Below are 22,336 nucleotides of genomic sequence, written 5' to 3' on the forward strand. Positions count from 1 at the left end.
GTCGAACGTGATCTTCGAGGTGTACTGGCGGGGTCGGCCGAGGAGATGGTTCGGGTCGTGGGCCGCGGTGACGGTGCCCGACAGTTTCGCGGAGGCGAGCTTGCCGGACATCCGTGTGAACGCGTTGCTGGCGTCGAGCGGCTTGCCGGCGGTGGGTGTGGCGGACGCGCCAGCCTTCCCCGTGGTCGACTGGGGCGTCGGCGGTCTCCTGTTCGGCGCCCTCGCCGCCGGGGCGCCGTGGTGAGCCCTCATGGGGTGTACCGCCTACGCCTCCGCCCGCTTCAGCGCGTGGTCGAGCACCACCAGCAGTGCGTCGAGCACCGAGCCCCGTTCTCGGGCGTCGAAGACGAACAGCGGGACGTGGTCGCTGACGTCCAGCGCCCAGCGCACGTCGTCAAGCTCGTGCGCGACCTCGCCGTCAAAGGCGTTGACGGCCACCGCGAACGGGATGTCCCGGTGCTCGAAGTAGTCGACCGCGGCGAAGCAGTCGTCGAGGCGGCGGGTGTCGACGATCACCAATCCGCCCAGGGCGCCCTCCACCAGGTAGTCCCACATGAAACCGAAACGCTCCTGGCCGGGCGTCCCGAACAGGTACAGCTTCAGGGTCGGATCGAGGGTGATGCAGCCGAAGTCCATGGCGACCGTGGTGGTGGTCTTGTGAGGGGTGTGACTGAGATCGTCCACGCCCGCCGCGACCTCGGTGATCGACGCCTCGGTGGTGAGCGGTTCGATCTCCGAGACTGACGCCACCGTCGTGGTCTTGCCGACGCCGAACCCGCCCGCGATCACCATCTTCACGGGAAGAGGCGGCCGTTCGGTCTCGTGTGGGACGCACGGTGCGTCAATCCCGTTGGCTGTCACGGTGTATCCCTTCGGATTCGGCGACGCCGCGGAGACCATCGATCACCCTTTGCAGAACGGAGACGTCGCGGGAGGCATCGGCACTGGGCACGTATACGGCGAGGAGCGCATGGGCGCGCAGGTCGGTCGCGAGCACACGGACGACGTTCAGATGCAGGTGCAGCTTCGCGGCGACCTCGGCCAGCGACTGCGGCCGCCGGCACACGGCGACGATGTCGCGGTGTTCGAAGGCCAGGGTTTCGAGGGTGGCCAAGCCCAACGAGGTGGTCACGACCTGGGTCTCGATGGGGAGCGGCGCTACCGCGTCGCTGCCCGCGACCCTTCCCGCGGTCAGCAGGAACGGCCGGATCGCCGAAGGGCGGCCGCCGGATCCCGCACCGCCGGAGCCCGGGTGGTGCTGACCACCCTCGGAGGCCATTCTGGGTCTTTCCTTCCTGCTGCATGTGGTAACGGACGGTTCACCCGGTCGCCGGGGAACCGACGCTGTTCTTGAGCTCGAGGACCAGCTCGGGGCTGAGGGCCGCCCCCACCCGGTTGGCGAACAGGGTCATCTCGTAGGCGACGTTCCCCAGCTTCGCCTCGTTCGAGGTGACGACGCCGAGCACGGATCCGCTGCCGATCGCGGCGACGAGGAGATGGCCTCCTTCCAGATCAATGATCACCTTGTTGAGGGCGCCGAGGCCGTAGTTGCCCGAGGCGCCGGCGGCCAGGCTGGTGATTCCCGAGACGATGGCCGCGAGACGCTCGGAGTCCGCGTGGTCGCACAGCCGCGAGACCGCGATCAGCAGACCGTCGGAGGAGACGGCGATGGCATCCACCACGCCCGCGGTCTCCGTCGCGAATCGGTTGAGCAGCCAGGTGAAGTCCTCTGCGGCGGCACGCAGGTCGACGGGCTCCACTGGGTTGAATTGAGTTCCACCTGTCGATGTGGTCACTGTCCCACTCCTTCCGGTCCCTCCGGGGACTCTGGTGATGCCGGCATCCGAGTCGGCTGTTGTCCCGGCTGCGCGCTCTCGCGCTCGGCCCGGGCCACCGCCTCCTCGAACTCTTCGATCGAGGAGCGGACCGCCTCCGCGTCGAGCGGCCGGCGCGACGTCGGCGTCGGCCGGCGTGCCGCCGCGGCGTTCTCGAGCGTGGCGCCGCGCACGCGGCGCCGTAGCGGCGGCGTGGCCGGTGCCGGGGTGAGTGCCTCGCCATCCGGATGTTCCTGTGCCTGCGCTGCGGCACTTTCGGCCGTGTTCGCGGACCGGGTTTCGGGGGGCGGACCGGCCGTGTGCGCGGTCCGCGGGACACGTCGCGGCAACGGTGCGGGCTCCTTCCCGGCGTTGTCCCGCGGTGCGCCATCCGCGGGGGTTCGCCGCGAGGGCTGGGGATGCTGCCGGGGAACGGCGGATGTGACGGCAGGCCCGGTGAGCGCTGGGGGCTTGGCGGGCCCCACGGGCCGACTCCGGGTGGGGAGGACCGACGAGGAAAAGCCCTCGCCCGCGAGCACCGTGGACACGTGGCTCAACGGCATGAGCAGCGTCGAGGGGATGAAGACCCTGCTGGTGACCCCACCGCCCATCGTCGCGGTCAACGCGACCCTGATGCCCCAGCGCCGGGCGATCCGGCCGACCACGAAGAGCCCGAGGACCTTGGTGGGGACAAGATCGAGCCGCTCGCGGCGCACCAGCCGCTCGTTCTCCTCATTCAGACGCTCGGCGCTCATGCCGAGCCCGTGGTCGACGACCTCGACCACCGCCGCCTCGCCCTGGGAGCGCACCCGCACCTCGACGGGGCTCTCGGCAGGGGAGAACGCCACCGCGTTCTCCATCAGCTCGGCGAGCATCAGGGTCAGATCGCCGACGATGTCGGGCGCGACGGTGACCTCGTCCAGCACACGCAGGTGGATCCGCTGGTACTCCTCGATCTGGGCGAGCGCGCCCCGTACGACGTTGGTCAGCGCCGTCGGCCGGGCCTCGAGAGTGGTCTCCGCCAGCCCGGCGAGCAGCATCAGACTGTCGGCATTGCGCTGCAGGCGCACCGCCAGGTGGTCGATGTGGTAGAGCTGGTCGAGCAGCGCGGGGTCGGTCTCCTCACGCTCGACCGCATCGATCAGCGCCAGCTGGCGCGCGGTCAGGTTGCCGACGCGCCGCCCGACGTTGCCGAACATCTCCGCCACATTGCGCCGGCTGAGCACCTGGCGCTGCAGCAGGGCGGCGGCCGCTTCCTGTACCTCGTTGAACGCCTCCGCCAGCGTGCCGATCTCGTCGCGTGCCCGCACCGGGACTGCGTTCAGCCTGAGCCGGCCGTCGTCCTCGGCCTCGTCGTCCGCCACCCGCGCGAGCTCCTGCCCGGTCGCCCTGGCCACCTGCTGGGCCGCGGCGGTCAGCATCCGCACGGGCCGCACGACGGAGCGCCGGACCAGGAGGGAGAGCAGCAGCCAGAAGGCGAAGATCAGCACCACCGCGGTCAGCAGCCACCCCACTCGCCACCAGGCCTTGGAAGAGGCCCGGTCGCCGTCGTCCGCGATCTGGTGGATCAGTGACCGGGTGGTCTCCAGCCGGGTGGACGCCTGCTTCTCGTACGTCGGATACGCCGCGATGGCCTTGTCGACGGCCGCCCGCACCTCGTCGAGGTCCCTGGCCTCCAGGGAGGAGGGATCGAACTGGAGGGACGCGAACTCGGACCGGATGGCGTTCTGGTGCGCGTTGCGCTCGATCCGGGCCAGCCGGCCGCTCTGGGCCACCGAGGCGATCCGGCTGAAGCGCTGGGCGTGGTGGTTGTAGAGCTGGAGGCTGCCCACCGCGCCGGTGAATTCCGTGAGCGCGCTGGAGTCGCCGGTCTGGGCGGAGAAGACACCGGTCTCGAACGCGGCATGCGCGGCGTCCGCGCGCAGCAGGGTGTCCAGGACGTTCTCGGGCGACGACACCGCACCGCCCGCGGATCCGCCGAGGCCGAGCCCGTCGATGAGGTTGGACACCATGGAGTCATAGGCCGGGTCGATGCTGTCGGCCGGGAGGTAGGCGCCTTCGACCGTCTTGCGCAGCCCGGTCAGCCCGGCGACGCCCCGCAACGCCCTGGTCTCCGCCGCGGGAAGGCGGGATCCGAACGCGGAGCGGACCTCGGCGACCTGGCGGTCGACGGCCCGCTGGGCCCGGCGGTAGTCCCGCGGCGACGGCGCGGGCCCACCGGGCTCCGCGGCCTGGTAGCGCACCGAGAGCAGAATCGCCTGCTGATGCTCCCTCTGCAGGTCGTCGACGAGGGAGGCGACCTGCTCGCTGCTGCGGACGAGGGCCGCGGTGCGCGCCGCTGACTGCGCCTGTGCGACCTGGCCCGCGATGACGTAGGCGAGGATGGCGGCGACCACCGCGGCGGGGATGATCACCAGCACATTGAGCTTGCGCTGGAACGGCCAGCGGTCGAGGAACACGTCGGCCCTTGGCCGAACCCACGCTCCCCGACGTGCCTGTTCCGCTGCTTCCACCTTGTGCGGGGACACCAAGCCTCCGGAACGATGTCGTACGGGCAAGCTGCTCTGTTGCCTGGGTGAGTTGCCGTGCTGATCTGTATCGCTTGGCCGAACGGGCGGAGACTACAGCCTTTTTGCCCGTGGGGTTCAAGCGTCGTGCAGAGAGAACGGTGACGATGGGCGTGCCGGCCGGTCCGGGGCCGGACCTTCGAGGAGCCCGGCGCTCGGGCGGCGGTCTTTGCCCTGCCGGGCGGCGCCCGTGCACGGCTTCGGCCCTCAGCCGTCGACGGAGAAGTCGCGGAACCGGTAGTCGGACAAGGGGTGGCTGGGGGTCGGGACCAGTCCGCCGACCCCGGCCGCGTACGCGTCGACCTGGTTCTTGAAGCCCCAGACGATGTAACCGCCGCGCTCGTACTCGATCTTCTGGGCTGCCTTGAGCAGTTCGTTGCGCTTGCCCTCGTCGAACTGGCCGCGGGCCTGGTTGACGAGGGAGGCGAACTCCGGGTCCCTGAAGTGCGTTTCGTTGTAAGGGGCACCCTTGATCGATCCCTGTTCCACCTGCGCCAGGTAGTTCCGCGTGAACCAGTAGTCCATGGCGAACGGCCAGCTCAGGTACTTGTCGCCGTAGAAGGTCGCGGAGTCGGTCTTGCGGACCCGCACCGTCACCCCGGCGCCCCTGGCCTGCTGGGCGAAGAGCTGCGCGGTCTCGACCGCGCCGATGCCGATGCCGTTGGAGGTGACCAGCTCCACGTTGAGCCCCTCGTGCCCGGCGGCTTTCAACAGGAATCTGGCCTTGTCGAGGTCCTGGACGCGCTGCGGCAGATCGTGGTTGTACGCCGGATCGAAGGGTGCGTAGAGGTCGTTGCCGATGCGTCCCTGTCCTCTGAGCACCTGGCGGACCATCTGCGGCCGGTCGACGATCAGCCGCATCGCCTGGCGGACCCGCTCGTCGTCGAAGGGGCCGGTATCCAGGCGCATGGTCAGCGGGGTCCAGGCCCCGGGCTCCGAGATCAGGACCTTGCAGCCCTGGGCCTCGACCAGCTCCATCTGCTCGAACGGCAGGTTGTCCATGGCGTCGATCTCCCGGCTGAGCAGCGCGTTGACCCTGGCCGTGTCGTCGGGGAAGTCGATGATGTGCAGTTCGTCGACGTGGGCCGGGCGACGCCAGTAGTTGTCGAACCTGGTGAAGACGCTCTCGTCCCCGGGGGTGAAGGACTTGTAGACGAACGGGCCGGTGCCGATGGGTTTCCTGAGGTCGAAGTCTGCCGGGACGACAGCCATGACGGTCTGCGCGAGCAGGTCCTCCAGCAGGGCGTACGGAGTCTTCAGCGGGATCCGCACGGTCAGGGCGTCGAGCCGCTTGAGGTCCGCGACGTCGACCACGGCGAGGCTGCTGGCCCCGGCGGCGGGCGCCTTGGGGTTCGCGATCCTGCGCAGGGAGGCGATGACGTCGTCGGCGTCCAGGGTCTTGCCGTTGTGGAACTCCACCCCGGAACGGAGCCTCAGCGTCCAGGCCCTGCCGTCCCTGGACGGCTCCATCGAGTCCGCGAGCAGGGGCTTGACGCGGTATTTCTCGTCATGGACGAACAGCCGCTCGAAGAGGTTCACCGCCCGTGCGTGGTCGGGCCAGATGACGGGATTGTGAGGGTCGAGGGTGTCCTTCGCGCTGCCGCCGGTGCAGCCGACGCGCAGGACGCCGCCCTTCTTCGGGGGCCTGGCTCCCGAGTCGTCGCCGCCGGACCCGGAGCACCCCGGGAGCAGGCCCGCCGCGGCCGTGGCGAGCAGGCCGCCACCACCACGCAGGACGGTTCTTCGCCTCATGGCTCCGCTGGGGTTGTTTCCGTGCTCGGTCATGGACAGGTGTCGCCTTCACATCAGGGCCGTTCTCATGGCGCGCTGACTGCTCGGATGACGCGCAGCACCTCTGCAACGCGGGCAAAGGCCGGTCGGCCGGGCTTCGCGCACGCCACAGCCGACCGCCTCGCCAACGCGGTCATCGCCCCATTACGGATCGTCAGGAGATTAGAACATGTGCCCATCGAACACCCATCGAACATCGGGAAATGGTGCAAGAGATCGGGCCCGGTCTGCCGGACGGGGGTGGACCGGGTCACGGCCGGGGATCTCAGCAGTTCACCGCGGCGCCGCGCCGGTCACCGAATCGGTCAGCCCGTCCACGAACTGCGGCAGTCAGTCATGCTCTGGTCGGACGATCCGAAGATGAACCCATCCACCACAGCTTCTATGCCTTGCGTAACCGAACAAACACACAGAGAGCAGGCGGGCTCATACGTCAGCTCTCCCCTCAAGGGGTGTCCGAGGTAGGGGATGGCCATGGCTTGGGATCGTCTCGGACGACCTTCACCTGCTACGAGGCGCAGACCCCAAGCTGGCAGCGCCCGGATCTGCAACTGTTACGCCCAGTCGACGCCCAGCTCCTGCAGGGCGTCCCGCTGCTCCTGGGTGAGCTTGTCGCGCCTGGCCTTGGTGTTGCTGTACCCCGTCGGCGTCGACCAGGTCCGCCAGGACGCGGTAGTGGCGTTGCCAGTCCAGCGGCCACGGGCAGTTGGCGAGTTCGCGTTTCTTGAGCGACTAACCACAGCAGTTCCACCGGGTTGGGCTCGGGCGCGTGGGCAGGTAATCGCTCCAGGGTCAGCCAGTCCTGTTCGGCGACCCAGGCCCGCATGGCCCGGCTCCAGCGGGCGGACCGCCCGTCCCAGACCAGAACCACCCGCTCTCCGCTGTAGAACACCTTGAGCTACTCAACTCCGATGAGGGCGGCGGTGTCATAGCTGCCGGGCTCGAGGTGAAAGCACAGACGAGGGCCGCGGTCGGGCTCGGCGGCGTGGTAGCCGAGAGCCGCGGCCATCGAGGCGCGCTTCGTAGCACCGCGGCCGCCGGCCGCGCTCGCACCCGCGAAGTCCCGTCTTCCCGACGTCGAGAAGCGAGTACCACCAGATGAGGACCGCCAACAACACCTTCTTCCCCAACCGGTTCGCTGAGCACCGGCATGGCTGCAAGGCGTGCACCAGACTGCGGCCGCCCCCGTCACGCAGCGCCTGCCCGCGGCGGCCGGGGCCGGGGTCAGGACAGGTCCGGTACGCAGCCGAACCAGTTCACCACGTGGCCGTCCTTGGTGTAGCCAAGGCATCTCATGGTCTTGTCGTGGAGGGTGCTGGTGCCGGCCAGGGACTCCTCCAGGTAGTCGTTCCTGTGGCGAGGCTGGACCAGGGTGTCGACGTCGATGACGTACCAGCGGTGCTTCTGGTCCGGGACGTCGCAACCGCGGGCGGTGACGTTGCGGCTGGGGCCCTCGCTCCATATCGGGCGCTCGGCGCGGTCGCAGTGGGCTCGTGGGGATGCGGCGGCGGTGCCGGCGCCGGTGCCGAGCAGGGCCATGGCGCCTGTGGCCAGCGCCGCGGCAGCGCCGAGCAGGCGGTATGCGGTGCGATTCGTCAAGGGGTCCTCCTGGCGGGTGGGGCCTGACGCGAGCCTCACACGCTCTGCCGCGGCTGTCCTGGCGGGCGGGAGGCCGGTCCCACGTCCCGGTGACGGACGTGGTGCCAATGCAGCAGTGGGAGTGCAGCGGGTCACACGCCACCGTGTCCCATCCTCACCGTCCCCGCCGTCAAGGAGGTGCACGCACCCGGCTGTGGTCGTGCTTGCCCGCCTTCCTGCCGGCCCGGGATTCGGCCCGCTGAGCAGCCAGGTCTGCACACCGCTCTGCTCGCGCCGCCGCTCCGTCGTTTCCTCCCGCCCTTCGCACCCCGGCCACACCCGACGCCCGAGCTGCGGCACGTCGGGTGGCCCTCTGCCAGTGGTTCGTGGGCCTGCAGTCGGCGGTAGGTGGCACCGGCTCATGAGCCGACGTCGAGAGAGTGGGTCGCCTCGTGCCGGGGGGCGAGTCCAGCCTGGAAGAACCGAGGCCCTCGCATTCTCGATGGAGTGCAGAAGGCACGGCTTCATCGGGTGCGCCGGCCGGTCAGCCCGAAAGCCTGCAGGCGTGCCTGCCGAGCCAACGGGCCGTGCCGGGGCAGTTGGTCGTGGCAGCCTGTGCCGTCCCGGGGAGGAGGGATGTGCTGTGCGTCATGACGCTCGTTTGACGCTCTGGTCTCCCGCAGGCGGGACAGCGAGCCGAGAAATGGCCTCTGACCTGGCCTTTTCCGAGACCCGCTCAAGCCGGCATCTTTCCGATGGCGCATCATGCGGGCCGGCCGGAAAGTGGACACGTACCGGTCGCGGTTGACACGCGCGGCCGTCCGGGCGGGCGGATTCGCGTTCGCGGGGTGAAGCTGAAGGCGTGAACAGCAGTGACGAGCGCCGGGTAGGTGCCGGGCAGATCTCCGCGGCTCTGGCCGCCCTGGCGGCCGAGCCGGTGGCGGATTCCGAGAAGCTCCGCGAGGAGCCCCGGGAACATCGCCTGCATCTGCTCGGCAGCCTGCTGGCGAAAACGGAGCTCGAGATCACCGCCGGGACCCGGCTGTCCGAGGAGGACGAGATCGAGGACGTCCTCGAGACGTCGCTCGGCTGGCGCGAACAACTGGGAGAGGATCCCGGCGTCGCGGTCAACGTCCTGACGAACCGGCTGCAGCGGACCGCGCTGCAGGTCTGCGAACCCGATGACGAAGACCTGCCGCCCGGCCGTGAGGCCGCCTTCGCCGCCGTCATGACGGCGGTCTACGCGCTCAGCGCCCAACTGCACGCCGAGCGAGGCGACACGGAGGGAACCCGGCACGCTCTGAGCGGGGCCGAGGAAGCCCTCATCGACATCCTGCACGGCATGCACGACCTGCGCGTCGCCATTGGTGACGCACCCGCGCAGGAGGACGAAGCCGACAGCTGACCCGCTCACAGCTTCCCGCTGGTCGGACCGGGCGCCCAGCACACCGCTGACTGTGGCTGCCGGGCGGTGGTCCAGGGCGTCGGTCGGCGCGTGCCCTGCTGCCGACCGAGCCCCTGGACCGAGCGGGCGGCGCCCCGCTCCGGCCGGCCCCTGCCTGCCTCAGTCCAGCCCGGCGAACTCGGCGATGCTTCCGCGGGTTGGTCATGCCGGAACGATGTGAGCTTCCACGGGCTGCTCCGGTGCGGTTCCCAGGCCATTTGTCACCCGGGAATCTGGAGGGTGGAGGCAGCCTTCCTCGGCGGCCTTCCGACGCCGTGCTGCAACCGCGGCGCGATGCCCGACGCGAGCACCTCGGAGGCCGGCCGAACGCGTGGCGCACGGCGCCCCGCCCGGCCGGTTATCGACCTGATCATGATCGCTTCCTTCGCCGAGACCGAACGGCGCCCACTCCGGCCCCTGTCCGAATAGTGCTTGGTCAGGTCGGTATCGGCTGTGGCATGTCGCGGTGACAGGTGGGGCAGGCGTCGGTCCAGACCGCGAGGAGTAGCTGCAGTTCGCGGGCGACCTTGTAGAGGCTCAGGCCGACGCCGTCCCTTTTGGGAAACCCAAGGTTCCCGGGGCAAGACCGCGTATCGGGGACGGATGCAAGAGCTGGTCGGATGAACAGCGATTGGCAGATGCTGCGCGGCCCGGTCTACGGCCGCGACACTCGTTGCCCGCGCGCACCACGTGGGAGCGCTGCGTGCCCGAGACGGTGTATAGGTGCGTGTTCGGAGCCGAGAGCGGCCGGGGTGCGGTGGGGGTGCAGGGGTGGTACCGGTGGCGTTGGTGCACGGAATCTGGAATCTACAGGAGGGGTTGACGCGGACGGGTGCGGTGGAAGCGGGCGGGGTGCCGCCACCGGCCGCCCGTGTCGCGGGCGGCGTCGACACCGACCTCGACCACCAGGTCGGAACTCACCGATGTGACGTCCAGCAGTCGGCGGCTGCCCCACCCCGCGGAGAACGTCCGGCCCGTCCAGGGGTGGTCGCTGGTGGCCGGGGTGAGGTTAGCGGCGGCGGCACTGGCGGTGGTCCGGGCGAGGGTGGCGCCGACGACGGCCTCGGTCGTCTCTCTCGTCTACTGGTGAAGAGGCAGACGACCTTGCACTATTCAGTGCGGCGGGCCCGCCTGGCTCTAGGCTGCGACGACGGAACGCGCAACCGACATACCCGAGAGCTTCCCTGATGCTGCGGAACCGGCCCGGGTGAACGACGGCGACAGTTTCGCCGAGGCGTATGCGGCGGAGAACGAGAACAACCTCGTGAACGCGTACTACGAACGGCCCGCGATGTTGGCCCTCGCCGGAGACGTGGCTGGCCACCGAGTTCTGGACGCCGGCTGCGGCTCGGGCCCACTGACCGCCGCACTGCTCGACCGCGGCGCGGTCGCCACCGGGGTCGACGTCAGCGCCGGGATGGATGCTCGCACCGGCCAGGCAGAGGCTCGGTGATGACGTGGCCCTGAACGTGGTCGACCTGGGCGAGCGCCTGCCGTTCAGGACGGCGCGTTCGACGACGTGGTCGCGTCGCTGGTCCTGCGCTACCTGGAGAACTGGGGGCCGACGCCGGCCGGGTTTCGGCGAGTACTCAGGCCCGGCGGCCGGCTGATCGTGTCCGTGGATCACCTGGTCACGGCGTACACGTTCCGGGACCCTCGGCCCGACTACTTCACGACCACGAGATACACCTTCGACTGGATGCCCGGCGGGCAGTCCACCCCGATGCGACTCTGGCGATTGCCGTGTGATGGGCCGTTCAACGGGTGTGGTGTCGACCTCGATCAGGTCGTTGGGGGTGCATTCCAACGCCGTGCACAACGCGGCCAGCGTGGTCGTCTTCATCTGTGAGGGCTCCTTGTTGGACAGCGCGGACACTGAGGCGGAGGACAGATCCAGCCCTGCCTTCTCGGCCAGCAGTCGCCGCAGCTCGGTCCCGGTCCACACCTCACGCTGGGCGGCCGCCATCCGCAGCCGCCATTGGATCTTCATGCCGTGGTGTCCTTCCCGGTCAGCTCGGCCAGGGTGCCGGCGACGGCCCGCTGATAGGTGGTCTGATGAACGTCCGGCCGCCTCGCTGCCGCCGGGGGCTTTGTTGATGGCGCCGTCCACGGCGATCTGGTCCAGGGCGAGACCGACGGTGCGGTCGTAGGCGCCCAGTGCGATCTGCTTCAGTCGGGCGAACAGACCCAGGCGTATCCACTCGTCACGGCGGTTGCGGATCGTGGTGGTCGAGCAGACGGAGTCCGCGATCGGCTCGCAGGAGCAGCCGAACCGTAGGACCTGCAGCGGCTTGTCGAAGACGATTCGGTCACTGGTCCGGCGTCGGTGGCACCCCAGCGCGTGGGTCGGATCGAACTCAGGGCGCTGCGGTAGCAGGGCGGCGAATCGGTCCCACAGCGGTTCGGTCAGCCATGATGGCAGCGCAGGCACAGGTCCCCCATGATCACAGAGCGTCGCAACTCCATGATCGCGGAACCTGTGCCTGTCCCGTCCGCAACCCGTTCCCCCGACCTATCTGCGCGGCCCCTTAAGCGCTCAGTTGGCGCGGAGAGTTCTGACTCCCCCGGCTTCGAAGTCGTAGATGGTGCGGTTGATCCGCAGGCCGTCGACGGCGCCGATCCACATGTTGTCTCGGCCCTTGCCGACCGCGGCGGTGTAGATGGTCGGGGCCGGGCCGCCGTCGTTGAGTGCGGTCTTCAGTTGCGGGAAGGTGCACATGGTGGTCTGGTTGCAGCCGGTCACGGTGCCGGCGTTACCCGTGAGGAACCACTTGCCGGTAGTGGTGGCGTCGAGGTAGGGACTCCACCGGTCCGTCACCGGGGAGGGGTCCGGCACCCACACCATCGTGGAGTAGGTGGTGGCCGGGGCCGTGGTGAGCTTCGGGTTGATCTCGAACCTGATGTTCGGCATGTTCCCTGGGCCGCCGTAGGAGACATTCTCGCCGGTCTGGAAGACGTGGAACCCGACCTGGTTCAGTCCCAGTACCGGTGCGCCGTAGAAGTCCACCTCGTTGCCGAAGTCGACTTTCTCGCTGGGCGGTGTGAGGGAGGTGGACTTGTCCGCGACCTCGATGCCGAGGCTGCCCGTTCCGTAGGGTGGCCTCGCTGAGGGGCCGGTTACGCCGAATGAGCCGAACGGACCGTTCCGCAAGGCGGCGACGGGGGAGCCGATCGTGTTGCGGGTGATCACACCCCAGTGGTCCGTGGCGGTGGCGGCGAATGCCGGTCCAGGGACAGCCGAGACAGCGATGGCGGTCAGCGTGGGGACCGCGAGCGCCACTTTCCGTTTCACACTTGAGCAGGCGTTCACACTTCGCTCCTTTCGTGGACGATCGAAGGGCGGGCATTCACGCACAGGTCGAGGCATATGCCCGCACGGGGTCACGGTAAGCACTTCCCGCAGCGAATCCGGCCACGAATCACTTGCGGCATATGCCTGTAACCCCTCTGGTCCAGCGAACAGGTGAGCCGTCCCTGTGCGTGAGCAGACCGAACCGTCCTGTCAGCCACCCACCGAGCCGTTCGCCGAGCGCGTCGCCGGCGTCCCGTCCTCTCCCACGACGCCGCCGCGGGGCTCCCAGGTGTCAAGCGACGGGGCCGCGCCGTGCCGGACGGCGCGTTCCAGGCCGTGGGGGTGGTGGCGCTGCCGGCCTCGGCCGCCAACCGCCACTCCGTCATGGCTGATGACTGGAGCGGTCGACCTGCCGCTGCTCATGCAGGCTGACGCTGACAGTGCGCTTGAGCCGGTCATCGCGGGAGGTCGCGACCCCTCTGGCCCTAGACCGCCGCGTCGCAGGTGCTTGCCGCTTCGCCGCCCCTGACAGCACTTCAGCGCTACGGTTATCCGAAGATCGGCCCTGCTGCCGCCCTCCCCCCCCGTCAGGCGGCACCAGGGCCCTCTACGTACTCACCATCGGCGAGATGCTCAACTTCAAGGGGTTCGGCCCCGGCCTGCCGCCCGATGGAGATCGTGATGGACCATCCCCTGACCAGCGGTGGCGGCGGTGCGGACGGAACGGACGCGTCGAGGTCGTCCCTGCCCAGGAGGTACGTGGCGGCGAACCGCGCACGTGGACGGACATCCACGCGGCGATCGTGGACCTGCTCGCGGGCTGTCTACCAACGACAGACCGGCGGTGGGGCTCTCCCGGGTGGCGCCCGGGCCGGAGCTCTTCGTGGGGCGGCCACGAGGGCCGTTGTCAGAGGCGATTGGCAAGATTGCGGCCATGAATGTCACGCCTGTCACTCCGCCACGGCCGATCGACGTTGTCGCGGTCTTTCCCCAACTGGCCCCGCTGGCCCGCACGGCGACTCGCCTGCACCCCCGCCCTGGGGCGCCGACGTGGCACGACAGCTCAATCGGCGGGCCGTTGCTGTGGCCCGCTGAGGAAGCGTGGCCGCACTGCGAGGAACCGCATGAGGTGGACGGCATCAACCCAGCCCGCCCCCCGGCGGATCTGCGGCTGGAACGACGGATCTTCGCCGCCTCGCACGGCCGGGACCTGACTCCCGAGGAACGGGAGACGCTCGAGCGGATCCGGCCACCTCAGACGTACCCGGTGAGGCTGGCGGTCCAGGCGTACGACGGCCCCATAGCGATGCTGCCCGTCGCGCAGCTCTACGCACGGGACGTGCCCGATCTGAGCCCGCCGGAGGGTAAGGACCTGCTGCAGGTTCTGTGGTGCCCCTTCGATCATCCGATCATGCCCAGGACCCTGCTCTTCTGGCGTTCCGCAGCGGCCGTCACCGACATCCTCGACACGCCCCCCGAGCCGCCCGCAGTGCAGTTCGGCGGCTATCTACCGGAACCGTGCGTGCTCGAACCGGAGCAGATCACCGAGTACCCCGACCATCTGGAGCTGAGCGAAGAACTGCAGGAGCAGCTCAAGCAGTGGAGTGTGCCGCAGGCAGCAGAGGAAGACATGGACCCGGACACGTACTACGACTGCGTGCTGTCCAACGCACCCGGCTGGAAGGTCGGCGGCTGGCCGGCTTGGGACTCCACCGACCCCAGCCCGCAGCCCTGCTCCGAGTGCGGCACCGACATGGAGGTCCTGATGACCGTCGCCACGTTCGAGGAAGGGGACGACGCCGGGAACAGCTGGTCTCCGCACCCCCACCCAGGTGCAGGACCGTACCCCGGCCACCGCGGCTACAACGCGACCGGGGTCCAGATAGGCAGCGGCTACCGGCAGCATCTGTTCGTCTGCCCGGCAGAGCCCGAGCATCCGCACATCGAGTTGATGACGTAGCCCGTCCGCAGTGTGCAGCCGGGGCGTCACGGTGCGGGCATGCCGTGACGCCGGGTGTCCGCGAGGCTCAGGGCGCCTACCGGCGGCCCGACATCCGAGAAGGAAGCAGGCCATCCCTGACACGACCGCGACGCATCGCCCCAGGTCGAGCGCGTCCCGGTGAGCTCGCCGGTCGGTAAGGCCGCGCACGCGACGAGGGTTCGCGTCTTCCCATGGAGGCCCGAACCACTGGCCTTCGCGTTCGTGGGTGGCTGAGGGCTCTGGCCAGTTCACGACCGGCAACTGCGGCAGGCCGGTCGCGGTGCCCGCTCGATATCGGCCTCTTCCTCCCAGGTGGTGGCCCAGACCAGGTCGCACGGCAGCGCCGCGAGCTGCGGCCCGATCTGCGGCTTGAGCCGCGCCAGGTGGGAGTCCGATGCGGTGCCCGCGAGATCGCGCTGCGGGTCGTCACCGAATGGCAGGAGCGGCCCGTCGACGTCCAGGAAGAGCAGTGGGCGGTTCCCGTGCCTGGTCATGCTGCGCTCACCTCGGGACGGTCGACGAGGTTAGCCGTTGTGGAATGTGGCGCCGTTGCGGACGAGGGCGACGAGGCGGGGCGCGGTGATCGCGCGCAAGCGGGTCTGGGCGGACTCGGTGAGCTTGAACACCACGGCCGGGGCCGCTGCGGGGCTGCCGGCTCCGCGGGTGCCCCGGGTCCTCAACTTGGCGGTGCCGAAGGTGGATCCGGTCGGGTTCGTTGTTCTGAGGTGGATCCAGCGTTCGGCGGGGAAGTCGTGGAGCGCCAGGAGTTCATCGGTCTCGTCGGTGGCCTTCTTCACGCATGGTCTTCAGGCAGGAGACCGGCTGGCATCAGGAAGACGGGCGCTCACCGCTGTGGGGGCACAACAGCCTCACCGACGACGAAGCCTCACACCATGCGTGCTGGACGTACGCCCCCCAGCACGCCGCTACGCAGCGCACTCCTGATGCGCTCCATGCCACTGTGGTACCGCTTCGACCTCAGCCCTGCCTGGGGCACTGGCGGCCACCCCACCCGCCCGGACCGGCTCAACTGGGACGCCCACTGCTGGGCGGGGCGGTGCTGATGCGGGTGTGGCCGCGCGAAAAACTTCTTGGAGTTCCGCCGGATGAGGCAACGGTCCGGGCGGCCCGTGGACTCCTACTGGCATACAGGAGGTGCCCATGGGGGATCGGAAGTCGGCTCGGGACGAGGAGTTCCAGAGCTTCATGGCCGGCCGCTGGCCGCGGCTGATGCGTACGGCATTTCTCCTCACGGGGGAGCAGCACGCCGCCGAGGACCTGGTCCAGTCGACGCTGGAGCGGGTCTACGTGGCCTGGCGCAGGGTCGGCTCGGCCGACGACCCGGAGGCGTACGTACGGCGCGTGATGATCAACGCGCATGCGCGCCGACACAGAAGACGGCTGAAGGAGTTCCTGGCACCGAGCGACGACTCGGGCCTGGCACACGAGGTGGCCGACACGGGCGACCGGATCGCGCAGGCGGACGACCGCAGCACCCTGCTCACGGCGCTTGCCCACCTGCCCGCGCGGCAGCGGGAGGCGGTGGTGCTGCGCTACTGGGAGGACCTGACCGAGACCCAGGCGGCGGAGGCGATGGGCTGCTCGGTCGGGACGGTCAAGAGCAACGCGGCCAAGGGGATCGCGAAACTCCGCGCCGTTCCAGGACTGGCCGAGACGGTGATGCAGGGAGGGCGGAAGTGATGAGCGCGGACCGGGAGAACCACGAGATGACACAGTCGGACATCGCCATCCTCCTCGCGGACGCTGCGGACGAGGTAGCCATCGGCACGGCTCCGGTGCAGGCGGTCATGCGCCGCGGTCGGCGGCGCAGGGCGCGGCGCTGGGTGGTGGCGACGGCCACGGCGCTGGTGGTGGCCGGCTCGACGGGCGCCCTGGCGGTGATGGGGTTGCCGGGCGACGGCCACGGGGGCCATCGGGCGACCGTGGCCGTGGTGAAGCCGCCGTCCTCCCCCGAGGCGCGGCATGTGTACGAGCCGCAGCGGACCGAGCTGGCGCGGGGGACCTACCGGGGCGAGGAGTGGCACGTCACTGTCCAGGTGTGGGGAGCCCCGCGCGACGAGGCTGAGGCTGACCGGCAGTTCGACGCGATGGCCGCGCTGGGCCTGAAGCCGGCGGATGCGCGCAAGCCCGCCGACCTGATCGGCAAAATCTCGTACTTCGCGACCCGGGGCTGGGGCGCCACCGGCCGGCCCCAGCAGGTCATGTTCAACTCGGTCGAGAAGTTTGAGGACTTCTCGGACACGGACCTGGAGTCCGCGGCGACCCGTCTGGGAATCGGCGGCGAGAGCTCAGGCCGGCTGGTGATCGGCATCGTCGCCAAGGCCGCACGGCAGGTCACCTGCCACTGGAAGGACGGCACTACGGCCGTGGCCGAGCCGGCCGACGGGTTCTCCGCCCACGACTCGGGATCGGCGATCCGCTCGGTCGACGGCTTCCAGGGGGCCAACTGGTTCGTGTGCACGGCACCAGAGGGAACGTCCTATGAGACGGCGGAAGTGACGAAGTGACCGGCGCGCGGGAGGCCGCGCTCACAACCACCCCTGCTGTCGGGCCTCCTGCACCGCCCTCATCCGGTTCCGCGTCCCGGTCTTGTCGATGGCCGGCGACAGGTAGTTGCGGACCGTGGACTCGGACAGGTGGAGCTTCGCGGCGACGCTCGCCCCGTCCGCCGACGCCTGTAGCACATCGCAGTCCCGGGCCGTCAGCGGATTCGGCCCGGCGCTGAGCGCGGCCGCGGCCGGCACCGGATCGACCACGGTTTCTCCGGCGAGCACACGCCGGACGGCCTGGGCCAGTCCCTCCACCGGCCCGTCCTCGACCAGGAAGCCAGCCGCCCCGGCCCCCATGGCCCGGCGCAGATAGCCGGGCCGGCCGAAGGTGGTCAGGATCAGCACCCGGCAGTCCGCCACCTGAGGCCGGGGGCAGCGTCCGGTCCGCCAGCTGACCGATGGCCGCCATCCGGGCGGGTCCCAACCAGGTTGGGGCGGGCGGCTCTAGGCACTGTTCTCAAAAAGATCTTGCCAAGGTGGTGTAGACACCAGGCATGATGCGCTGGTGGGACATCTTCCTGTCGACGTGCGTGCTTCGCTTCGGCTCTTCGCCTTCTACTTGGCGAACGGCACCATCGACGTTGACCTGCTCGACGGTTTCGACTATCGATCCGCTCTCTTCCAGTTCGGTTCGTCGTTGGAGCAGGTCTTCGCGATCTACGGCAATGTGCTGCAAGTCGACACGAACGGCGAAGTGCTGAACGACGGGGATGCGCAGTACCGCGTCGCACAGTGGATCCGTAGCTGTTGCGACCCTGCCTATGAGGTCGAGCCGCCGTTCCAGGCTTGGGAGACCGAACTCCACGGTCCATGAATGAGCCAGCGGTCCTCGTGCACGCGTGTGATAGAGGGCCCGCCCGCCGCCAAGGCGCACCTGGTGCGGTGAGTGGTGCGCACCGTGATGCGCGGTGCGGGCGAGGTGCGCACCCGATGCGCACGTGTGCACCAACGCCGTCCCGGGTGCGAAGGCGATGACCGCGTGGGCGATCCCCTCGGCCCGGACACGGCCGAGGGCGGGGCCTGCTCGCCCGCCGCGTACGCCGCCGCAGTCCGGCTGGTCCTGAAGTCGGCGCCACGGCCGACCGGCCCCTGTACCCACTGCGGTGAGTCCCATCTCGCTGCAGTGATCCATGAAGGTGATTGCCCGCTGTGGGGCGTGTCCGAGGGCGCGCCCCAGGGAGCTGCGACGACGATAGGGCTCGACAGCGGGCCTTCGAACCTGCCGCCTGGGTTGCGGCGGAGTTCTGTGGGACCCGGTCGGTCCATACCCAAGGGTGCTCTTAGGTGCGGAGGAAGACTTGCGAGCTGCTGACGGGCAACGGGCATTGCACACACCACGCGTCGCAGGGGTGGTCGGTGTTCTCTCAGCCCTGTTGCTGGGCACGGCCATGGCCCTGATCCTCAACGCAATCCCGGCCGACTCGACGGATGCGACTGTCTGGTTGACCGACCCGTCACACCGCGATGTCCTGAATGTGGCCCTGGGCCTGGTGCCGTTTGCGGGGATCACCTTCTTGTGGTTCATGGGCGCGGTGCGGGACTACTTCGGCAAGGCAGAAGACAAGTTCTTCGCCACCCTCTTCCTGGGCGGTGGCCTGCTGTTCGTAGCGATGCTCTTCGTTCTCTCCGCAGCGACCTACGGGCTTTTGGCCTCGGCAGACACATCGCAGGGCTCTTCCCAACTCCAACTGTGGCAGTACGTGCGTCAGTTCGTCACCACGCTGCTGTCCACCTACTGCACACGCATGGCCGCGGTGTTGACCCTGGCGACCACGACCATCGGGCACGGCCTGGATACTTTTCCTCGTTGGCTCATCTGGCTCGGCTATCTGGTCGCGGCGGTGCTGCTGTTCATCGACATCCGCTGGTCCGAACTGATCTTCCCGGTCTGGATTCTGCTACTCAGCAGTTTTGTCTTCCTGGCCGACCGCCACCATCGGGGCGCGGACACCCCCACTTCCTGACCCCGGGACCGGCGACCGCACCGTTTCGGCTAGGTCCTGGTACCGGCGGTCAGCCACCGTGGCAATCAGGCAGGGGTGAAGCTTCCCCTTGATCGTGGACACCTGGAGTCTGGGATCTTGAGGTTCCAGAGGAAGTAGCACCAGGTGGGTAGCAAATACACGAAGTGGTACACCGCGGAGTTCAAGCGGGAGGCGATCGCGCTCGTCGACTCCTCGGGCAGGACGGACGGTCACCGCCGTTGACCCGGCCGGACGCGAAGGCCGAGCCGGCCCCGGTCCTGGTCGGCCGCGACTTCCACGCCGAGCGCCCCGTCGAAACGGGCCGTGGTCGCCGGGTCGGTGACCACCTCCACCCAGGCGAACGTCTCGAGGATCTCCCGCTCGGAGCGCGCCCGTATCCACCACCACGAGCCGCCCATGCCGTAGTCGTGCAGAGCGAGCAAGGAGCGCTTGGGCGCGGCATCCTTACCAGTCACGATGGTGAGCCCAGTGTCCGGGCCGTCATGGGGACCGACGGCCCGAAGAGAAGCCGGGCCCGCGAACCGCTGCACGCGAAAACCGGGTGGAAGATGCCCTGCGGTCGGGCGAGGATCTCTCTACCCGCCGACGAGAGGGCAGGTATGGGCGACGGTGCACCGACGGAACTCCTCTTCCTCGCCGATGACGAGGGGAACAGCGTCACGGTCAGTGTTCTGGGACGTAAGCCCAGGTGGACCGCCGGACTCGAAGCTGAGATCGTCGTCAGGACGCCCTTCGTGTCCGGCCGTACCGACCTGGCGTTGCACCTGTCGAAACTGGAGGAATGGGCCGACGCGCTGGACCGGCTCGATGCCGGCGAGGACGTGGCCTGGATGGAGATGAGCAGGGGGCCGTCCCTGTTCATCCAGCTCGACGGCGAGCGCGGCTGTCCCGAAGTGGTCGTTGAGGACGAGTCGCTATCCATGGTCACCGTACGTGTCCCGCTCGTCCCACCGGACGACTGGATCTCCGACCACCGCCGGCGTCTGCGAGATGTGATGGACCACTGGGTTCCGATGCTGTCGGGGTAGGCGGACAAGCCGCCGCCGGCGTCGCGGTGGCGCCGGCCCAGGCCTACGGCTTCGGCCGGGACGACGGGGTGTACACCCACACCCGGTGGGCGTTCTGAGTCCAGCCGACGGTGGGACGCGGCCCCGCCGTGACCGGCGGTGCGGGGCCGCGGGGCCGCGTCGGATCAGCAGTACAGGTTGTTGCCCGCCGAGGTTCCCAGGATCTGCACGAACCGCTGGTAGGCGTCGACGCGGCTCTGTACCTGTGCGGGGTTCCTGCCGTCGCACTCGAGTGAGCCGTTGATGCTGCGGATCGTCTGACCGAATCCGGCACCGTTGATCATCGCGTTGTGGGGCGTCATCGTGCCGGGGCCCGTCTGGGTGTTCCAGTACCAGAGCCCTGTCTTCCAGGCGACGGAGGCGTCGGTCTGCACGAGGTTGGGGTTGTGGAGCAGGTCGATGCCGAGTGCGTCACCTGCGGCCTTGTAGTTGAAGTTCCAGCTGAGCTGGATGGGACCACGGCCGTAGTAGGCGGACTGGCCGGCCGGACAGCCGTAGGGCTGGCTCCAGTCGCAGTAGTGCGGGTAGTTGGCGGTGTTCTGCTCCACCACGTAGACCAGGCCGCCGGTTTCGTGGCTGACGTTGGCGAGGAAGGCGGCAGCCTCCTGCTTCTTCACGGTGTCGCTGCCGGTGTTCGCGAAGGCCGGGTAGGAACTCAGCGCGGCCTTGAGGCCGGCGTAGGAGTAGAAGGAATTCCTGTTCGGGAACATCTGGTTGAACTGCGCTTCGTTTACGACGAAGCCGCCCGAGGGGTCGGTGGAGCTGCCGTCACAGGCGTAGGGCTCCCAGTACCAGGTGCTGATGACGGGGTCGTAGCCCGGGTTGTCGTGCTCTGCGATGTACGCGTTGCCGTCGGTGTACCGGACGATGTCGCCGGTGACGTACGACTTGCCGGCTGTCCAACTCGGGTAGCTGGAGCAGGATGCGGCGGAGGCCGCTGCGGCCGGCAGCAGAACCGGTGCCGCGGTTCCGATGACCACCGCGGTCAGGAGTGCGGAGAGACAGCGCTTCGACACGGAGACAACTCCTCTACGGAGCCAGGCGGCACCGGAGGCAGGGCGGAGCCGACGGGTCGGCCACGGCGTCCGGGGGAGGCTCGGGTGGGGGGGATGGCGAGCCATACTCAACCGCTTTGGTGTGTACCAGTCAAGGTGTAGACCAATAAGTGTGACAACGTTGGCCAGGGAATCCCCGTCGGGGATCTTCGCCGAGCGGCAACTCTGTCCGAGCGGCACTTCCCGCGCCTGCGGCGAAGGCCGGGGCCGGACGTGAGGACCCTCGTCAACCACCGACGCGAGGACCGACCCTCGTCAAGCACCGGCCGGAGGGGCAGGAAAACGCAGGTGACAGGCGGAATGCACCGGCACCGGGCCGGTGCTTCCGGCCGGGGTGACCGCGGTGATCTGGTCCGCGGAGTTGACCGTGTAGGAGGCGGCGTTGGCGGATCCGAACCGCACGGCGGTGGCGCCTGTCAGGCCGGTGCCGGTGATGACGACGGTGGTGCCGCCGGACACGGGTCCCTGCGCTGGGCTCACGGAACTGACCACGGGCGGCATGGGACCTCCTGCAACAAGGGCTCGGCGGGCGCGGGAACGTCCGGACGGGGAGCGGCCGCCGTCGTCTCCCGAGCGCGGGTACCGGCCCTACGGCTCGGCGGGAGCCGGCCGGCGCGGCTGCCCGCTCAGGTGGGTGCCGGGGGCGGAGAGCCGCGCCTCGCTGTTCCCCTCCGTTGACCGGTGGGCGGCAAGGGGCGTCATCCGCGCGGGAACACCGGCGACGCCGCCTGCCGCCTGCCGCCTGCCGTCTGCTGCTCGGACGGGAGGGCGGCCCGCCGGTTCGACACCTTCAGTGACCCACACCCGCACGCCGGCGACAAGACCACCGGTGCCGGGGCACCCGATCGGCCTAACGGGTGTCGCGTCGGAACAACCCCGGCCGGTGCCGCACGAGCGGCACCGGCCGGGCGTCCAACTCCTCCCGGAGGTGCCCATCGACGCCGGTGGTGCCGACGCTGCCTTGCGCAGGGGCAGGCGAGGACCCCACCGTCGTCAGCCTCTGTGAGGAGGCTGCCCGGCTGGTTGGACGCTCCAAGTCACACAGGAACCGGGCGAAGCCGCAAGGGTAGGCGGCGGACCTAACTCTGCTGGAGGGGCGCACTCCCGCGCTTCGTCCGAAGAACAGCACACCCTCGGGGTCCTGTTGCATCCGCCCCCTTCTTCGCCCCGTGGCGCGGCGAGGGGTCCTGGG

The 22,336-nt window shown here is 69.3% G+C and carries 20 protein-coding genes and 6 pseudogenes; 9 read left to right on the top strand and 17 right to left on the bottom strand.

Annotated elements, in window-relative coordinates:
• Window positions 1-100 precede the first annotated feature (100 nt).
• On the top strand, window positions 101-244 hold the full coding sequence (locus ABVB68_RS30385) for a hypothetical protein (RefSeq protein WP_353604392.1): 144 nt from the start codon (window positions 101-103) through the stop codon (window positions 242-244).
• Between the two features lie 20 nt (window positions 245-264).
• Here the strand turns inward: ABVB68_RS30385 and ABVB68_RS30390 are convergent, their stop codons facing one another.
• The 8 genes and pseudogenes from ABVB68_RS30390 to ABVB68_RS30425 form a co-directional block, all read right to left on the bottom strand.
• Complete coding sequence (locus ABVB68_RS30390; RefSeq protein WP_503006367.1) at window positions 265-900, bottom strand: GTP-binding protein; 636 nt, start codon at window positions 898-900, stop codon at window positions 265-267.
• Complete coding sequence (locus ABVB68_RS30395; protein ID WP_353604393.1) at window positions 842-1,279, bottom strand: DUF742 domain-containing protein; 438 nt, start codon at window positions 1,277-1,279, stop codon at window positions 842-844. The genes ABVB68_RS30390 and ABVB68_RS30395 overlap by 59 nt, the downstream gene beginning before the upstream one ends.
• A gap of 40 nt (window positions 1,280-1,319) precedes the next feature.
• Window positions 1,320-1,796, bottom strand: a complete 477-nt coding sequence (locus ABVB68_RS30400) for a roadblock/LC7 domain-containing protein (protein WP_353604394.1) — start codon at window positions 1,794-1,796, stop codon at window positions 1,320-1,322.
• Window positions 1,793-4,273: a sensor histidine kinase gene (locus ABVB68_RS30405; protein WP_353604395.1), complete on the bottom strand. Its 2,481-nt coding sequence runs from the start codon at window positions 4,271-4,273 to the stop codon at window positions 1,793-1,795. Before ABVB68_RS30405 ends, ABVB68_RS30400 begins: the two co-directional genes overlap by 4 nt.
• Window positions 4,274-4,588: 315 nt before the next feature.
• Window positions 4,589-6,166, bottom strand: a complete 1,578-nt coding sequence (locus tag ABVB68_RS30410; RefSeq protein WP_353604396.1) for an ABC transporter substrate-binding protein — start codon at window positions 6,164-6,166, stop codon at window positions 4,589-4,591.
• 560 nt (window positions 6,167-6,726) lie between these two features.
• On the bottom strand, window positions 6,727-6,912 hold the full coding sequence (locus ABVB68_RS30415) for a hypothetical protein (protein ID WP_353604447.1): 186 nt from the start codon (window positions 6,910-6,912) through the stop codon (window positions 6,727-6,729).
• Window positions 6,913-6,947: 35 nt separating this feature from the next.
• Window positions 6,948-6,998, bottom strand: a pseudogene (locus ABVB68_RS30420) (transposase); the annotation flags it as partial.
• A gap of 398 nt (window positions 6,999-7,396) precedes the next feature.
• Window positions 7,397-7,771: a hypothetical protein gene (locus ABVB68_RS30425; protein WP_353604397.1), complete on the bottom strand. Its 375-nt coding sequence runs from the start codon at window positions 7,769-7,771 to the stop codon at window positions 7,397-7,399.
• An 841-nt stretch (window positions 7,772-8,612) separates the two neighbouring features.
• Here ABVB68_RS30425 and ABVB68_RS30430 point away from each other — a divergent pair.
• Window positions 8,613-9,155 (top strand): hypothetical protein, encoded by a 543-nt coding sequence (locus tag ABVB68_RS30430; protein WP_353604398.1) that lies wholly within the window; start codon window positions 8,613-8,615, stop codon window positions 9,153-9,155.
• Window positions 9,156-10,485: 1,330 nt separating this feature from the next.
• A pseudogene (locus tag ABVB68_RS30435) lies at window positions 10,486-11,043 on the top strand (class I SAM-dependent methyltransferase).
• Here ABVB68_RS30435 and ABVB68_RS37030 read toward each other — a convergent pair.
• From ABVB68_RS37030 to ABVB68_RS30445, 3 genes and pseudogenes are all read right to left on the bottom strand, one after another.
• Window positions 11,026-11,184 (bottom strand): annotated as a pseudogene (locus tag ABVB68_RS37030) (helix-turn-helix domain-containing protein); the annotation flags it as partial. The pseudogenes ABVB68_RS30435 and ABVB68_RS37030 sit on opposite strands and share 18 nt — an antisense overlap.
• 66 nt (window positions 11,185-11,250) lie before the next feature.
• Window positions 11,251-11,625 (bottom strand): annotated as a pseudogene (locus ABVB68_RS37035) (transposase); the annotation flags it as partial.
• A gap of 105 nt (window positions 11,626-11,730) precedes the next feature.
• Window positions 11,731-12,504, bottom strand: a complete 774-nt coding sequence (locus tag ABVB68_RS30445; protein ID WP_353604399.1) for a hypothetical protein — start codon at window positions 12,502-12,504, stop codon at window positions 11,731-11,733.
• A 1,111-nt stretch (window positions 12,505-13,615) separates the two neighbouring features.
• Between ABVB68_RS30445 and ABVB68_RS30450 the strand changes: the two genes are divergently transcribed.
• A complete protein-coding gene (locus ABVB68_RS30450) occupies window positions 13,616-14,446 on the top strand; it encodes a hypothetical protein (protein ID WP_353604401.1) in 831 nt (276 codons plus the stop codon).
• Between the two features lie 269 nt (window positions 14,447-14,715).
• Here the strand turns inward: ABVB68_RS30450 and ABVB68_RS30455 are convergent, their stop codons facing one another.
• The gene (locus ABVB68_RS30455) at window positions 14,716-14,961 is read right to left on the bottom strand and encodes an HAD domain-containing protein (protein WP_503006369.1); all 246 of its coding nucleotides are present in this window, start codon (window positions 14,959-14,961) and stop codon (window positions 14,716-14,718) included.
• Window positions 14,958-15,264: pseudogene (locus ABVB68_RS30460) on the bottom strand (IS256 family transposase); the annotation flags it as partial. The pseudogene ABVB68_RS30460 and the gene ABVB68_RS30455, both read right to left, overlap by 4 nt.
• Before the next feature lie 364 nt (window positions 15,265-15,628).
• Here ABVB68_RS30460 and ABVB68_RS30465 point away from each other — a divergent pair.
• The gene (locus ABVB68_RS30465; RefSeq protein ID WP_353604403.1) at window positions 15,629-16,168 is read left to right on the top strand and encodes a SigE family RNA polymerase sigma factor; all 540 of its coding nucleotides are present in this window, start codon (window positions 15,629-15,631) and stop codon (window positions 16,166-16,168) included.
• The gene (locus tag ABVB68_RS30470) at window positions 16,168-16,995 is read left to right on the top strand and encodes a hypothetical protein (RefSeq protein ID WP_353604404.1); all 828 of its coding nucleotides are present in this window, start codon (window positions 16,168-16,170) and stop codon (window positions 16,993-16,995) included. Before ABVB68_RS30465 ends, ABVB68_RS30470 begins: the two co-directional genes overlap by 1 nt.
• 21 nt (window positions 16,996-17,016) lie before the next feature.
• Here ABVB68_RS30470 and ABVB68_RS30475 read toward each other — a convergent pair.
• Window positions 17,017-17,406 (bottom strand): annotated as a pseudogene (locus ABVB68_RS30475) (LuxR C-terminal-related transcriptional regulator); the annotation flags it as partial.
• Between the two features lie 136 nt (window positions 17,407-17,542).
• Here ABVB68_RS30475 and ABVB68_RS30480 point away from each other — a divergent pair.
• Window positions 17,543-17,851, top strand: coding sequence for a DUF7677 family protein (locus tag ABVB68_RS30480; protein ID WP_353604405.1), 309 nt, complete (start codon window positions 17,543-17,545; stop codon window positions 17,849-17,851).
• Between the two features lie 574 nt (window positions 17,852-18,425).
• Window positions 18,426-19,001: a hypothetical protein gene (locus ABVB68_RS30485; RefSeq protein WP_353604406.1), complete on the top strand. Its 576-nt coding sequence runs from the start codon at window positions 18,426-18,428 to the stop codon at window positions 18,999-19,001.
• A 230-nt stretch (window positions 19,002-19,231) separates the two neighbouring features.
• On the opposite strand, the gene ABVB68_RS30490 is transcribed toward ABVB68_RS30485, so the two are convergent.
• A complete protein-coding gene (locus ABVB68_RS30490; RefSeq protein WP_353604407.1) occupies window positions 19,232-19,477 on the bottom strand; it encodes a hypothetical protein in 246 nt (81 codons plus the stop codon).
• Between the two features lie 27 nt (window positions 19,478-19,504).
• Between ABVB68_RS30490 and ABVB68_RS30495 the strand changes: the two genes are divergently transcribed.
• Window positions 19,505-20,050 carry a DUF5959 family protein gene (locus ABVB68_RS30495; protein WP_353604408.1) on the top strand — a complete coding sequence of 182 codons (546 nt, stop codon included), beginning with the start codon at window positions 19,505-19,507 and terminating at the stop codon, window positions 20,048-20,050.
• Between the two features lie 164 nt (window positions 20,051-20,214).
• On the opposite strand, the gene ABVB68_RS30500 is transcribed toward ABVB68_RS30495, so the two are convergent.
• Both ABVB68_RS30500 and ABVB68_RS30505 read right to left on the bottom strand, forming a co-directional pair.
• Window positions 20,215-21,105, bottom strand: a complete 891-nt coding sequence (locus tag ABVB68_RS30500; RefSeq protein ID WP_353604409.1) for a glycoside hydrolase family 19 protein — start codon at window positions 21,103-21,105, stop codon at window positions 20,215-20,217.
• 294 nt (window positions 21,106-21,399) lie between these two features.
• Window positions 21,400-21,645: an IPT/TIG domain-containing protein gene (locus ABVB68_RS30505; RefSeq protein WP_353604410.1), complete on the bottom strand. Its 246-nt coding sequence runs from the start codon at window positions 21,643-21,645 to the stop codon at window positions 21,400-21,402.
• Between the last annotated feature and the right edge of the window lie 691 nt (window positions 21,646-22,336).

The organism is Streptomyces sp. NPDC096012 (assembly GCF_040426375.1).
Lineage (GTDB): Bacteria > Actinomycetota > Actinomycetes > Streptomycetales > Streptomycetaceae > Streptomyces.